Source organism: Janthinobacterium sp. JF4 (assembly GCF_059617925.1).
This window is the reverse complement of sequence record NZ_JCAQAV010000019.1, coordinates 50,342-65,590: the sequence shown is the minus strand read 5'-3', so window position 1 is coordinate 65,590 and position 15,249 is coordinate 50,342. Positions and strand designations below refer to the sequence as shown.

Here is a 15,249-nt window from a genome sequence, read left to right as displayed (position 1 = left end):
GAGAGTAAAACACCCGACAAACCTACTGCGCGTCGCGATTTGCGGCCTCCGATGCTCACTGTGCATCCGCACAGCTCCGCTTCTCGGCCACAACTCACATCCGCTCGCTACGGTTTGTCAGGTGTGTTGTAAAGATGTGGATTACATCCTTGTTTCAAGCCGCCAGCATACAGGAGAGTGCCTGGCCATCGCCACCGCCATGTGACTTGCGCCGTCACTTTTCAGCCTCGAAAGACAAAAGTTGATTGCCTTTCGCTTAAATGCGTAGTAAATTTTCATATTGTTGCCCTGGCAAACAGCTCGCAAGCCCTTGTCGGCCCTTTGGTTAAGATTTTTATTGATGGAAATCAAGAGGATGGTGAAGCAATAAGGTAAATTTACTACAAATTTGACGATGGGCGTTTCCCGGGCCGGGAAGCGCGTACTACGCAATCTGTGCGGTGCCGCCGTGGCCGCCCCAGGAAATGAATACCATGCAAATGAATGAAGTGAAAGACGAGCTGCTGAGCAGCGATATCCGCCAGCTGGGCCGTCTGCTGGGCGACGCCATCCGCAACCACCTGGGCGATCCCGCCTTCGAGCGCATCGAGCATGTGCGCCAGCTGGCCATCCGTTTCCGCCGCGACAATGATGAAGCGGCGCGCGCGCAACTGTCGGACGCGCTGCAAGCGCTGTCGCAGGAAGAAACCACGCAATTGACGCGTGCCTTCAGCTATTTCTCGCTGCTGGCCAATATTGCGGAAGACCAACATCACATCCGCCGCACGCGCGCTCATCTGATCGCCGGTTCGCCGCCGCGCCAGGGTAGTCTCAGCCATGCCGTCGGCAACGTGTTTGACGCCGGCAAGGCCGATGCGCTGGAAACCTTCTTCGACGATGCCTTCGTCAGCCCCGTCTTCACGGCGCACCCGACGGAAGTGCAGCGCAAGAGCATCCAGAATTGCCAGATGGCCATCGCGCGCCTGTTGAGCGAGCGCGATCGCGTGCAAATGACGCCGGAAGAGGCGGAACAGAACGAAGAAGCGCTGGGCCGCGGCATCGTCACCCTGTGGCAGACGCGTCTGCTGCGCACGAGCAAGCTGTCCGTCATGGATGAAGTGGCCAACGGCCTGTCGTTCTATGACCACACGATCTTGCGCGAATTGCCGAAACTGTATTCGTCGCTGGAAACCATGCTGGCCCAGCGCGATGCCCGCTGGGAAGATGCGGAATTGCCCAATTTCATGAAGGTGGGCAGCTGGATAGGTGGCGACCGCGATGGCAATCCGTTCGTCACGGCCGACATCCTGCGCAGCACCCTGCAGACGCAGGCCGACAAGGTGCTCGACTTTTACCTCGGCGAATTGCGCAAGCTCGCTTCGCAACTGTCCTTGGCGCAAGTACTCAATGCCTGCAGCGAGCCGCTGCGCGCGCTGGCCGAACGCTCGGCCGATGCCTCGCCGCACCGCGTCGACGAACCGTACCGCCGCGCCTTGCACGGCATCCATGCGCGCCTGGAGGCCACGCGCGTGGTGCTTTCTGGAAAGGGCAAGCAGGCCGACTGCGTGCAGCCGTATGCCGCGGCAGCTGAGCTGCTGGCCGACCTGGACGTGGTCCAGCATTCGCTCGTCAGCAATGGCTTGCGCGCGCTGGCGCGTGGCCGGCTGCGCCAGCTGCGCCGCGCCGTCAAGGTCTTCGGCTTTTCGCTGGCGCCGCTGGACTTGCGCCAGAATTCCGACGTGCATGAGCGTGTCGTGGGCGAACTGTTCGCCGGCGCCCAGCCGGGCCTCGTCTACCTGGAGCTCGATGAAGAGCAGCGCATCGCCGTGTTGCTGGCCGAGCTGGAGTCGCCACGCCTGCTGACGTCGCCGTATGCGCAATACTCGGACGTAACGACGTCCGAACTCGACATCTTCCGTGCCGTGCGCGAGGCCCACGTCAAGTATGGCCGCGAATCGGTGCCGAACTGCATCATCTCGAAGGCGGCCAGCGTCTCGGACTTGCTGGAAGTGGCCTTGCTGCTGAAAGAAGTGGGCTTGCTGCGCCAGGACAGCCGCGAAGTGGACGTCAACATCATTCCCCTGTTCGAGACCATCGACGACTTGCGCGCCGGCCCCGCCATCATGGCGCGCGCGTTTGGCTTGCCGTTCTACCGGGGCTTGCTGGCGTCGCGCGCGGACCAGCAGGAAGTCATGCTCGGTTACTCGGACAGCAACAAGGATGGCGGCTTCCTCACTTCCGGCTGGGAACTCTACAAGGCCGAGATCGAGCTTGTGACGGTCTTCAAGGAATACCAGATCAAGCTGCGCCTGTTCCACGGCCGCGGCGGTTCCGTGGGCCGTGGCGGCGGACCCAGCTATGAAGCCATCCTGGCCCAGCCGGCCGGCGCCGTCCAAGGGCAGATCCGTTTGACGGAGCAGGGCGAAGTCATCACGGCCAAGTATGCGAACCCGGAAGTGGGGCGCCGCAACCTGGAAGTGCTGGTGGCCGCCACCATCCAGTCGACCCTGCTGCCGCAGGCACAGTTGCAGCCGAAGGCCTCGGCCGGCGCGGGCCACCTGGCCGCGATGGAAGAGCTGTCCGGCACGGCCCTGAACGCCTACCGCGACCTCGTCTACGGCACGGACGGCTTCGAGCAATATTTCTGGGAATCGACGGTGATCGCGGAAATTGCAGCCCTGAACATCGGCAGCCGTCCCGCCTCGCGCAAGAAATCCACGTCCATCGAGGATTTGCGCGCCATTCCCTGGGTCTTGAGCTGGGCGCAATGCCGCTTGATGCTGCCGGGCTGGTTCGGCTTTGGTTCCGCCGTGCAAACCTACCTGGCCGCCCATCCGGTGGACGGCGCGGACGTGCTGCGCGGCATGTACACGGATTGGCCCTTCTTCACGTCCCTGCTGTCGAACATGGATATGGTGCTGGCCAAGAGCGACATCGCCATCGCCGGCAAGTATGCGGAACTGGTCAAGGACAAGGCCTTGCGCGAGGCCATCTTTACGCGCATCCGCGCCGAATACGCGGCCACCCTGGACGCCTTGAAACTGATCACGGGCCAGGAAGAGTTGCAGCAAGCCAACCCGCTGATGCAGCGCTCGATACGCAACCGTTTCCCCTACATCGACCCGCTCAATCACGTGCAGGTGGAGTTGTTGAAACGTTTCCGCGAGGGTAAACAGGATACGGCGGCGCGCACGGGGATACATTTGTCGATCAATGGCATTGCGGCAGGTTTGCGCAACAGCGGTTAGATGGCACCGAACCAAACCTACTGCGCGTCGTGATTTGCGGCCTGCGATGCTCACTGTGCTCAAGCACAGTTCCGCTTCTCAGCCACAACTCCCTTCCGCTCGCTACGGTTTTGTTCGGTGCTGTAAGTGTCAGGTGAATCATTTAAATAATATCAAGGAGACAGCATGACCATCAAAGTTGCCATCAATGGCTATGGCCGCATCGGCCGCAATGTCTTGCGCGCGTTTTATGAAGGCGGCAAGCAGCAGGATATCGAGATCGTCGCCATCAACGACCTGGGCGACGCCAAGTCGAATGCGCATTTGACGCGCTACGACACGGTGCACGGCAAGTTTCCCGGCGTCGTTACCATCGACGGCGACAATATGCTCGTCAATGGCGACCGCATCCGCGTCTTCGCGCAGCGCGATCCGGCCCTGATTCCCTGGGGCGAACTCGGTGTCGACGTCGTGCTCGAATGCACGGGTTTCTTCACGACCAAGGAAAAAGCCTCGGCCCACCTGAAGGGGGGAGCAAAGAAAGTCATCATTTCCGCGCCGGGCGGCAAGGACGTGGACGCCACCATCGTGTTCGGCGTCAACCAGCACGTGCTGAAAGCCTCGGATACGGTCATTTCCAACGCCTCGTGCACGACGAATTGCCTGGCGCCACTGGTGAAACCGCTGAACGACGCCATCGGCATCGAATCGGGCCTGATGACCACGGTGCACGCCTACACGAACGACCAGGTCTTGTCCGACGTGATGCATGAAGACTTGCGCCGGGCCCGCTCGGCCACGCATTCGATGATCCCCACCAAGACGGGCGCGGCGGCCGCTGTCGGCCTGGTCTTGCCGGAACTGAATGGCAAGCTGGACGGCTTTGCCATCCGCGTGCCGACGATCAACGTCTCCTTGGTCGACCTGTCCTTCATCGCCAGGCGCGACACCAGCGTCGAGGAAGTCAATGCCTTGCTGAAAACGGCGTCGGAAGGCGCCTTGAAGGGCATTCTGACGTACCAGACGGAGCCGCTCGTTTCCATCGATTTCAACCACAACCCCGCCTCGTCGAACTTCGATGCGACCCTGACCAAGGTCTCGGGCCGCCTCGTGAAAGTGTCGTCGTGGTATGACAACGAGTGGGGCTTTTCGAACCGCATGTTGGACACCACGGTTGCCCTGATGGCGGCCAAGTAAGAACGTAGTACCGCTGATCCAGCGCACCAGGACGGCCGGCCCACAAGGCTGGCCCTTGTAGCAACTCATTATAGAAAGCAGCACACCATGACCATGCAAGTACAGCAACGCGCCACCAAGATCGTTTCCACCATCGGCCCCGCATCGAACGATATCGATACCCTCGTCCGCATGTTCAAGGCCGGCGTCGACGTCGTGCGCCTGAACTTTTCGCATGGCAAGGCGCAAGACCATATCGACCGCGCCCGCATGGTGCGCGAAGCAGCTGCCCTGTGCGGCCGCGAAGTGGCCATCATGGCCGACTTGCAAGGCCCGAAGATTCGCGTTGGCAAGTTTGAAGAAGGCAAGATTTTCCTGGAAAACGGCGCCAAGTTCATCCTCGACGCGAAATGGGGCGAAAACGGCGAGCTGGGTAACATCGAGCGTTGCGGCCTCGACTACAAGGAATTGCCGCGCGACTTGCGCACGGCCGACGTGCTGCTGCTGAACGACGGTCTCATCGTGTTGACGGTCGATAAGGTCGTCGGCAGCGAAATCCATACCACCGTCAAGATTGGCGGCGAGTTGTCGAACAACAAGGGCATCAACCGCCAGGGCGGCGGCCTGTCCGCGCCAGCGCTGACGGCGAAAGACATGGAAGACGTGAAGACGGCGATGAGCTTCCAGGCCGATTACGTGGCCGTGTCGTTCCCGAAAAACGCCACCGACATGGTCATGGCGCGCCAGTTGGCCAACATCGCCGGTGAAGCGTGGGACCACAAGCCGATGATGATCGCCAAGATCGAGCGTGCGGAAGCCATTCCCGCCCTGCAAGAAATTCTCGACGCATCCGACGGCATCATGGTGGCGCGCGGCGACCTGGCGGTCGAGGTGGGCAATGCGGCCGTGCCGGCCCTGCAAAAGCGCATGATCAAGATGGCGCGCGCGTCAAATAAACTGGCGATCACGGCCACGCAGATGATGGAATCGATGATCGTCAACGCCGTGCCGACCCGCGCGGAAGTGTCCGACGTGGCCAATGCCGTGCTGGACGGCACGGACGCCGTCATGACGTCGGCGGAAACGGCCTCGGGCCGCTATCCGATCGAAACGGTGGAAGCGATGGCCGCCATCTGCCTGGACGCGGAAAAGTGGGATACCTGCAAGCTGGACGCCGATTTCCTCAACGCCACGTTCTCGCGCATCGACCAGTCGATCGCCTACGGCGCCCTGTTTACGGCCCATCACTTGCGCGTGAAAGCCATTGCCACCCTGACGGAGTCGGGCTCTACGGCCCTGTGGATGAGCCGTTGCAACATCGACATCCCCATCGTCGCGCTGACGCCGAGTGTGGGCACGCGCCGCAAGCTGGCCCTGTACCGCAACGTCAGCACCCTGGAATTGACGTCCGGCACCGACCGCGACAAGGTCTTGCAACAGGCGGAAGATTTGCTGGTGGAACATAAAGTCGTCACCAAGGGCGACACCGTCGTGCTGACCTGGGGCGAGCCGATGGGCAAGGTGGGCGGCACGAATGCGCTGAAAATCATGAAGATCGGCCAGCACTGACCGTATCAGTGGCCAACAGCCGCCTGAAGCCTTAAGAACGACTGAAAGCGGGGTGCTTGGCCTCCCACCGCAACGGCAGATGCCCAATCTGCCGTTGCGGTGACCTCCTTTCCGTGTCAGCATGCATTTCCTGCCTTCCCAGGCGCATCCGGAGTTCATGATGACTGCATACCTGCCTGCCCTGATCTGGTCGCTGTCGGCCTTCGCTTGCCTCTTCATTGCCAAACGGCGCTCCTTGAAAACCACTGCCGTCCGGGCCATCCTGGTGGTGTTTCTGGGGCCGTTTGCCATTCCCTTCGTGCTGGCCGCAAGGCCAGGAAAGCGCACGCTGGCCTCATGAGGCGCGCGCGACAGGCATGCCACCTCGCCTGAAACAACAGTTTCCGCGCGTAGGCAGGCGCCGGCATTGACGTCGGAGGCAATGATTTGTGATAATGAGAATTATTATCAATTAGTCGCGCCTTGCCTTGAGCGCATCGGAGTCCCTAGTGAACATTGCGCAGTCCAGCGAGTCGATCGCCGGCATCTACAGCAGCCACCACGGCTGGCTGATGCGCTGGCTGCGCGCCAAGCTGCAGTGCGCCGACCATGCGGCCGATCTGGCGCAGGATACCTTCGTGCGCCTGCTGACGGCGCCGCCGGAAGGCCGGCAAACCTTGCACGAGCCGCGCGCCTACCTGACGACCGTGGCGCAGCGCCTGCTGATCGACCATTACCGGCGCCTGTCGCTGGAGCAGGCCTGGCTGGAAACCCTGGCCCAGCAGCCTGAATTGCTGATGCAGTCGCCGGAAGAGCGTTTGCTGGTGCGCGAAGCCTTGCAGCGCATCGATGCCATGCTCGACGGCTTGCCGCCGCTGGTGCGCAGCGCCTTCCTGCTGGCGCATGTGGACGGCCTCGCTTATGGGGAAATCGCCCGGCGCCTGTGCGTGAGCGAGCGCAGCATCAAGCGCTACATGGTGCAGGCGTTTGAACGCTGCATCCTGCTGATCCTGTGAGCGCGAACACGGCTGCCATCGATCCCCGGGCCGCCCGCGCGGCGGCGCAATGGCTGGTGCGCCTGCACGGGGGCGCCTTGACTGCCGATGAGCAGCAAGCCTTCCTGGCCTGGCGCGCCAGCGACCTCGCGCACGAAACGGCCTGGCAGCGTGCCGAGCTGGTGTGCAGCACCCTGGCCAGCGTGCCGCCCGCGCTGCGCCAGGCAGCGGACGGGGCGCCAAAATCGCCGCAGCGGCGTGCCGTGCTGTACGGCCTGGCCGGATTGATCACGGCCGGGCCGGCGCTGTGGCTGGCCAGCCAGTCGGCGCCCTGGCAAGCGTGGCGCGCCGCCATCCGCACGGCCAGGGGCGAAATCCGCCACATCATATTACCCGACGGTACGCAACTGGTGCTCAATACGGACACGGCCATCGACGTGCGCTTTGACGACGCGGCGCGGCTCGTGGTGCTGCACGCGGGGGAAATCCACATTGCCACGGCGCACGACGGGGCCGTGCCAACGCGTCCGTTCCTCGTGCGCAGCAGCAATGGCGCCGTGCGCGCACTGGGCACGCACTTCAGCGTGCGCCAGGATGGCGGCGTGCTGGCGCCGCGCACCGAGGTGAGCGTCAGCGAGGGCGCCGTCGAGATCCAGCCGGCGCAGGCTCCCGGCGCCTTGCGCACGGTCGATGCGGGCCGGCAGGGCAGTTTCGATGATCTCGCCGTGTCCCCCTTGTCGCCGCTGGCGCCGCATGCGGACGCGTGGCTGCGGGGCGTGCTGATCGCCGAACGTATGCCCCTGGGCGAGGTGCTGCAACAGGTGGCGCGCTACCGCCACGGCGTGCTGCGCTGCGACCCGGCGCTGGCGGCCATGCCCGTGGACGGCATCTTCCAGCTGAATGACCCGGACAACATCCTGCTCTTGCTGCAGCGCGCCTTGCCGATCCGGCTGGCGCGCCGCACGCGCTACTGGATCAGTGTCGAGGCGGCTTGAGATTGTCGGGTATGGTAGGTCGGCTTAGCCCGCAGGGCGTAAGCCGACATGCTCCAATTTACTTTTTGCCTGTCCCTTTTTTCGGCTTGCTTCGTCATACAAGGTAGAGAACGAACAATCCGAACCATCGAAAGGGCTTTACATGGCTTTGCAGCACCCCAGCTTGATTACAGCACGCATGACGCTCCATCCCACCACCGGCGCAGTGCGCGCCGCGCTGGTCCTGCTTCTCGCCGTGGGCGTGGCCGGCGCCGGTTTGCCGCAGGCAGCGCTGGCCGCCGAGTCCAGCCCGGCCGCCAGCCTGCGCGACTATCATATCCCCGCCGGCAGCCTGCGCGATGCGCTGTCCACGTTTGCCATCGCCGCCGGGATCAACCTGTCCACGCAGGGCGTGGCGCTCGACGGCCTGGCGACGCCGGGCTTGCAAGGGCGCCATGGCGTTTCCGCCGGCCTGCAGCAACTGCTGCAGGGCAGCGGCCTCGACGTGCTTGAAAACGGCAACGGCAATTACCTGCTGCGCAAGATCGCTACCAGCACGGCCGATGGCGGCCTGGCCAGCATGCCGGCCGTGGTCGTCAGCGCCGAGGCGGACCGCGCCACGGAAGGTACGGGACTGTATACGTCGCGCGCTATGTCGACGGCCACGGGGCTGAACTTGTCGCAGCGCCACACGCCGCAAACGGTCAGCGTGATTTCGCGCCAGCAATTGGAAGATTTCAACCTGACCACCTTGCAGGACGTGGCGCGCGCCACGCCCGGCCTGTATGGCAAGACGCAGGGCGTGTCCGACCAGGAAACCACGTATTTCGCCCGCGGCTTCGCCTTGAGCCACGTCAACGTCGATGGCTTGCCGCTCGATGTGACGGGTTTCAATGAGCGCAACGTTTCCGCCGACATGCTGATGTACGACCGCGTGGAAGTGGTGCGCGGCGCCACGGGCCTGATGGAAGGGGCGGGCGCGCCATCGGGCAGCATCAACATGATACGCAAGCGCCCCACGGCCACGCCCCTGCTGAACGCGTCCGCCCACGTGGGCAGCTGGCAGGACCGGCAATGGACGGTGGACGCCAGCAATGCCCTGAACGCCTCGGGCAGCGTGCGCGGGCGCGTGGCGGCCAGTCTGCGCGACAGCGACAGTTTCGTCGACGTGGTCAACAACAGGAACGGCACCGTGTATGCGATCGTCGAAGCGGACCTGACACCGTCGACCACGGCCGGCATCGGTTTTTCGCGCCAGCACAGCCGCACCGATGGCGTCTTCGTCGGCTTGCCGACCTTGCCCGGCGGGCGCCACATGGACTTGCCCCGCTCGACTTTCCTGAATAATGCCGATTCTTTCCAGAAACGCGACAACAACGTCGTCTTCGCCGACCTGGAAACCAAGCTGGACAAGGGCTGGCGCAGCCGCTTCGCCATCACGCACATCGATGCCGGGTCGAGCACGCGCAATACCACCAACAGCCGCATCGCTGGCGCAACGTTTCTGCTGGAGCAGTCGGAAACGGGCTGGAAGTACAACACGCAACAAGTGGTGGCCGACTGGCGCTTGAGCGGTTCCGTCACCTGGTTCGGACGCCAGCATGACGTCATCGTCGGCGCCAGCTACCGCCATGACGATTCGGACGCGGCCCAGAGCTGGGAAGGCGCCGGGACGCGCGTGATCGATATCGGCCACTGGAATCCCCGTGCCTACCCGATGCGCGGCACGGCGTTCGAGCCGTACAACTGGGGCCGCAAGACGGACGAGAAGGGCCTGTATGCGGCAGGCAACTTCAGCCTGGCCGATCCGCTGCGCCTGGTGCTGGGCGGGCGTTTCGGCTGGTATGCGCAGGATGTCACGGGCTGGTATGCCACCAACCCGGCCTGGCGCCGCAGCCTGACGGAAAACGCGAAGTTTACGCCGTACGCGGGTCTGGTCTACGACCTGGACCCGCATCACTCCGTGTATGCGAGCGGCACGCAGATTTTTCAACCGCAAAGCGAGCTCGATGTGCGCGGCAATACCTTGCCGCCGTTGAGCGGCACCAACCTGGAAGCGGGCGTCAAGGGCGAGTATTTCGGCGGCAGGCTCAATGCCAGCGGTGCCTTGTTCCGCATCCGGCAAAACAACCGTGCCATGGCCGATGAAGTCAATTGCCCCACGGGCGGCGCCATCTACTGCGCCCGCGCGGCCGGGCAGGTGCAGAGCGAAGGCGTCGACTTGCAAGTATCGGGCTCGCCATTGCCGGGCTGGCAGATCGCGGGCGGCTATACCTATGTGCTGGCCAAGTACACAAAGGATAGCGTGGCCGCCAACATCGGCCAGCGCATCGCCACCGATGAGCCGAAGCAATTGTTCAAGCTGTACACGAATGTGCAGCTGAGTGGCAGCCTGGCGCAATGGAACCTGGGCGCCTCTGTCTACGCGCAGGACAAGATATACCGCCGCGAAACGGGCTTCGATACGCGGCAGGGCGCTTACGCCATCGCCGGGCTGACGGCCGGCTACCGGATCAGCGAGCAGTTGCAGCTGCGCGTGAATATCGATAACGTGCTCGACCGCCGCTACTACCAGGGACTCGGCTATTCCTGGTCGGGCGGGCTGGAACGCTACGGCGCGCCGCGCAGCGTGCTGCTGTCCTTGAACTACAAGCTGTAGCCGTGGCGCCAGCGGAGCGCGCCCGTCCGGGCGCCTCTGCTACACTGCCGCCGTTCCCATTTCTGACTGTTCCCATGTCCGCCACACCTGTCCTTACGCCCCTGAAAAGCGCTTTCCAGCTATCGCGCGCCGAGAATAACATCGAGCTGATCCTGCCCGAACTGCTGGCCGCGCAATTGCACGTCGTCATCGGCGGGCAGAGCGAGCAGATCGACCTGTTCCTCGTGCCGTCTCCGAACCCCGAGCGCCAGTGCGTGACGGTGGCGGAAGATACCGCCTTCCTGGCCGGGATCAACTTTCCCAAGATCCCCGTCACGGGCGCGCAATTGCTCGCCTCGATTCCGCCCGAGATCGAGATCGTCCTCCTGCATGGCGATGGCGCCAATTACCTGACGCGCGAGCAACTGGCATGGTTCCGCGGCATGCTGGCGCAGAATGCTTGAGCGGATCGAAAAGAGAATGGTCGTCAGCGCTGCCTTGACCCTGCGTCCCGTGTGCGCGGCCAACGCCGCGGCCGTCATCAAGCTGCCGCTGCACGCAGCGCAATGCGCGCACGCCGGTTTCGTCGAAACAGGACTCGACGGCGATGGCGAGATGATGGCCGAGCGACTGCTTTCCTGAGCCTGTGGCGCCGTGGCCGCGGAATATTTTTCTTTTGATAACTGTATTGCTGAAGTCCTATGAATATGTTCGCAAAGCAACTATACTCATGGCTCTTTAAAAAATCATCGTCACGCTGGCGGCCAGACATCCGCGCCAGAGTTCGTACGCATTCCGCTTTTTTCTCTCTGTAAAAAGCACTTTTCCCCCGCGCGGCAGGCGCGGGCGTGATGACCGAGCCTTGCCCTGGTCGACTGCTACCGTTGTCATTTCCGCTGTGTTGCCGCTTTAGTAAAAAGCGTGGCGCCGGCGCGCGCGGTGCGCCGTCATGTTTTGCGACGTCACGTTTCACTCTATTGAGTTCACGACAGTATGCTGAGTTCCATCTTTGCCGTATCGACCGATACCATGCCGTACATCTATGGCACGCACAATGCGTGGCTGGTGCTGTTTTCCATCGCTATCGCCATCTTTGCCTCGTTCATGGCCCTGCAGATCGCCGGCATGGCGCGCAGCAGCGAGCGCGGCTTCCAGCGCCAGACGGCCATCATCACTGGCGCCATCGCGCTCGGTGGCGGCATCTGGTCGATGCACTTCATCGGCATGCTGGCCTTCGACATCTGCACGCGCGTGTCCTTCGATCCCAGCCTGACCTTGCTGTCGATGCTGCCCGGCGTGGCCGCTTCCTGGGTGGCGCTGCATATGCTGGCGCGCCCGAGCATCAGCTGGCGCCAGCTGGTGGTGGGCGGCGTGCTGGTGGGGCTGGGCATCGGTTCCATGCATTACAGCGGCATGGCCGCCATGCAGACCTCGCTGACCCTGCACTACCAGCCGTGGCTGTTCGCCCTGTCGCTGCTGGTGGCCGTCGTCATGGCCATGCTGGCGCTGTGGATACGCTTCGGCCTGAACGCCATGCGCCAGCGCCTCAGCCCGCTATCGGCGCTGCTGGTCAGCAGCGTGGTGATGGGCCTGGCTATTTCCGGCATGCACTACACGGGCATGCTGGCGGCGCGCTTCTCCGGCACCCCCACGGCGGGCGAGAACACGATCACGGTGCAAGCCTCGTTCGTGGCCCTGGCCGTGGCCCTGATCACCATCACCCTGACCGTCTTCGTGGCGGCCGCGAACGGCTTGCTGCGCTACCGCCAGCTGCTGCGCCACGCCAGCGCCAGCGAATCGCGCCTGCGCGCCATCGTCGATACGGCCGCCGATGGCCTGATCACCATCGATGGCCAGGGCAAGGTGCGCTCCTTCAATCCCGCCGCGGAAAGCCTGTTCGGCTGGCGCGAAGCGGAGATCGTGGGGCGCGACGCCAGCGTGCTGCTGCAGCCGGCCGACGCGGCCGAGTACGAGGGCTATCTGCGCGACTATCTGGAAACGGGCGCCTCGCGCATCCTCGACAGCGGACGCGAACTCGATGGCTGCCACAAGGACGGCGCCGTGCTGCCCATGCGCGTGGCGATCGGCAAGATCGACACGCCGGACCAGCCCCTGTTCGTGGCGTTTGTCACGGACATGCGCTTTTCGCGCAGCATGGAACAGGCGCTCAAGGACAGCGAGCGCCAGTACCGCACCCTGATCCGCAATATCCCCGGCGTGTCCTTCCACTGCAGCTTCGCGCCCGAATGGAAGATGATCTTCATCAGCGACGCCGTCTTCAACCTGACCGGCTGGATGCCGCAGGACTTCGCCGAAGGGCGGGTCAGGCTGTTCGACCTCGTGCACCCGGACGACCGCCAGCGCGTCAACGACACCTGCGTGCAGGCGGCGGGCGAACAGCGCGACTTCGAGAACGTCTACCGCATGATCCACCGCGACGGGCGCGAGCGCTGGGTGCGCGAAAGCAGCGGCCCCGTGCTCGACAACGACGGCGTGGTGCGCTGGATCGACGGCGTCATCCTCGACATCACGGAAAGCGAATTGCGCAACGCCGAATACGAAGGCAAGGTGACGGCCATTTCGCGCGCGCTGGCCGTCATCGAATTCGACCTGCAGGGACGCATCCTGGCGGCCAACCAGAACTTCCTCGACCTGGTCGGCTACCGGCTCGACGACGTGCTGGGCCTGCACCACAGCATCTTCTGTGAACCCGGTTATGTGACTTCGCCCGACTACATCGCATTCTGGCAGCAGCTGGCGCATGGCCAGTTCAACACGGGCGAGTACAAGCGCATCGACAAGGATGGCAAGGAAGTATGGATACAGGCATCGTACAACCCGATCTTCAACACGGATGGCAAACCGTTCAAGGTGGTCAAGCTGGCCACCGACGTCAGCGAACGGCGCGCCATGCAGGAAAACCTGCGCGCGGCGAAAGACCGCGCCGAACTGGCCGCCGAATCGAAGACCAGCTTCCTGGCCAACATGAGCCATGAAATCCGCACGCCGATGAACGCCATCATCGGTTTTACGGAAGTACTGCTGGGGACCGCCCTGGACAGCCTGCAGCGCCGCCATCTGGGCACGGTGCGCCAGTCCGCCCGTTCCCTGCTCGAACTGCTCAACGACATCCTCGACACGGCCAAGCTGGAAAAAGGCGCCACCGAGCTGGAACTGGTGGACTTTTCACTGCCTGACCTGGTCGACCACGTGGCCGCGTCCCTGCGCATCACGGCGCATGCGCGCGACCTGGTGCTGCACGTCGATATCGATCCGGGCATGGGCCAGTTCTTCCTGGGCGACGCGCGCCGGGTGCAGCAGGTGCTGACGAATCTGATCGGCAACGCCGTCAAGTTTACGGAAGTGGGGCACGTGCGGGTGGCCGTCGGCATGCAGGGCGAGCAGGTGCATATCGCCGTGCACGACACGGGCATCGGCATTCCCGCCGACCGCCTGGACAAGATCTTCGCCCCCTTCACGCAAGCCGATTCCTCGATGAGCCGCCGCTTTGGCGGCACGGGCCTGGGCACGACGATTTCGCTGCAGCTGGTCGAACTGATGGGGGGCAGCATCACGGTGGAAAGCACGCTGGGCGTGGGCAGCGTGTTCCACGTGCTGCTGCCGCTGGCGCCGGGCAAGGCCGTGGCGCGCCGCAGCGAGCAGCCCGTGGTGGCCCTGCCGCCGCTGCGCATCCTGGCGGCCGACGACGTGCCGCAGAACGTCGAGCTGCTGCTGATCAGCCTGGGCGCGGCCGGCCACCAGGTGATCGCCGCCAGCGATGGCGAGAGCGCCGTGCGCGAGTTCAGCAAGGGCGGTTTCGACATCGTCCTGATGGACGTGCAGATGCCGCGCATGGATGGCCTGGAAGCGACGCGCCTGATCCGCGTGTTCGAGCGCGAACAGGGCCTGAAGGCGACGCCCATCATCGCCCTGACTGCCAGCGTGCTGGAACAGGACCGGCGCGCCGCGCAGACGGCCGGCATGAACGGTTTTGCCTCGAAGCCGCTGGAGATGCACAAGCTGACGGCGGAAATCGCCCGCCTGCTCGATATCGCCGTGGCCATGCCGCCGCCGGCATCCGGCGCGGCGGCGCGTGCGGCCGCCGGCCAGGTGGACTGGCAGCGCGGCATCGCGCTGTGGGGCGGACGCGACGCCTTGCAGCGGGCGATCAGCCGCTTCGTGCAGGCCAATGGCGATTGCGCCGCCATGCTGGCGGCGGAACTGGAACGGGGCGGCGGCAGCGTGGCCGGCCATTTGCTGCACCGTATCAAGGGCGCGGCGGGCAACCTGTGCCTGGTGCAGGTCGAAAGCCTGCTGGGACGCATCGAGCAGGCGATCGCGCGCCAGTTGCCGGCGACGCAATTGCTGGTGCAGCTGGCCGCCGCCTTCATGGCGCTGGCCGGCGAACTGGAAGAGGTGGGTATGCCGGCCGTGGCCATGCAGGCGCCGGCCGCCAGCGCACCCCTCGATGGGCAAGCTGCGGGTGCCTTGCTGCGGCAAGCCATCGCCAGCCTGGAAGGCGGGCAGCTGGACGACGCCTTGATGGCGCAGATCGCCGCCATGCTGGCGCCGCACGGCCAGCAGCAGCGCCTGCAGGCGCTGGCCAGCGCCATCGACGACTTTGAATTTGCGCGTGCCGCGGGCGTGCTGCGCCAGCTGCTGGCGTGGCTGGAAGCGCCAGCGCCTGCCAACCTTTCCTGATATGGGGCAAA

At 64.1% G+C, this 15,249-nt stretch carries 10 protein-coding genes; all 10 read left to right on the top strand.

Features of this window, described 5'->3' with window-relative positions; all coding sequences use genetic code 11:
* Window positions 1–473: 473 nt before the first annotated feature.
* The 10 genes from ppc to AC54AF_RS15695 all read left to right on the top strand — a co-directional run bounded on the left by ppc (window position 474) and on the right by AC54AF_RS15695 (window position 15,238).
* The gene (gene ppc / locus AC54AF_RS15740) at window positions 474–3,227 is read left to right on the top strand and encodes a phosphoenolpyruvate carboxylase (RefSeq protein WP_496637292.1); all 2,754 of its coding nucleotides are present in this window, start codon (window positions 474–476) and stop codon (window positions 3,225–3,227) included.
* Between the two features lie 165 nt (window positions 3,228–3,392).
* Window positions 3,393–4,403: a type I glyceraldehyde-3-phosphate dehydrogenase gene (gene gap / locus AC54AF_RS15735; RefSeq protein WP_496637291.1), complete on the top strand. Its 1,011-nt coding sequence runs from the start codon at window positions 3,393–3,395 to the stop codon at window positions 4,401–4,403.
* Window positions 4,404–4,490: 87 nt separating this feature from the next.
* Window positions 4,491–5,951 (top strand): pyruvate kinase, encoded by a 1,461-nt coding sequence (pyk, locus tag AC54AF_RS15730; RefSeq protein WP_083287864.1) that lies wholly within the window; start codon window positions 4,491–4,493, stop codon window positions 5,949–5,951.
* 121 nt (window positions 5,952–6,072) lie between these two features.
* Complete coding sequence (locus AC54AF_RS15725) at window positions 6,073–6,291, top strand: hypothetical protein (protein ID WP_496637290.1); 219 nt, start codon at window positions 6,073–6,075, stop codon at window positions 6,289–6,291.
* A gap of 148 nt (window positions 6,292–6,439) precedes the next feature.
* A complete protein-coding gene (locus tag AC54AF_RS15720) occupies window positions 6,440–6,946 on the top strand; it encodes a sigma-70 family RNA polymerase sigma factor (protein WP_496637289.1) in 507 nt (168 codons plus the stop codon).
* Entirely contained in the window at window positions 6,943–7,920 is a 978-nt protein-coding gene (locus AC54AF_RS15715; RefSeq protein ID WP_496637288.1) for a FecR domain-containing protein, read from the top strand. Before AC54AF_RS15720 ends, AC54AF_RS15715 begins: the two co-directional genes overlap by 4 nt.
* Window positions 7,921–8,098: 178 nt before the next feature.
* Complete coding sequence (locus tag AC54AF_RS15710) at window positions 8,099–10,558, top strand: TonB-dependent siderophore receptor (protein ID WP_496637287.1); 2,460 nt, start codon at window positions 8,099–8,101, stop codon at window positions 10,556–10,558.
* A 74-nt stretch (window positions 10,559–10,632) separates the two neighbouring features.
* A complete protein-coding gene (locus tag AC54AF_RS15705; RefSeq protein WP_496637286.1) occupies window positions 10,633–11,001 on the top strand; it encodes a hypothetical protein in 369 nt (122 codons plus the stop codon).
* Between the two features lie 16 nt (window positions 11,002–11,017).
* Window positions 11,018–11,179 carry a hypothetical protein gene (locus tag AC54AF_RS15700; RefSeq protein WP_496637285.1) on the top strand — a complete coding sequence of 54 codons (162 nt, stop codon included), beginning with the start codon at window positions 11,018–11,020 and terminating at the stop codon, window positions 11,177–11,179.
* A 351-nt stretch (window positions 11,180–11,530) separates the two neighbouring features.
* Window positions 11,531–15,238 (top strand): PAS domain S-box protein, encoded by a 3,708-nt coding sequence (locus AC54AF_RS15695; protein ID WP_496637284.1) that lies wholly within the window; start codon window positions 11,531–11,533, stop codon window positions 15,236–15,238.
* Window positions 15,239–15,249 lie beyond the last annotated feature (11 nt).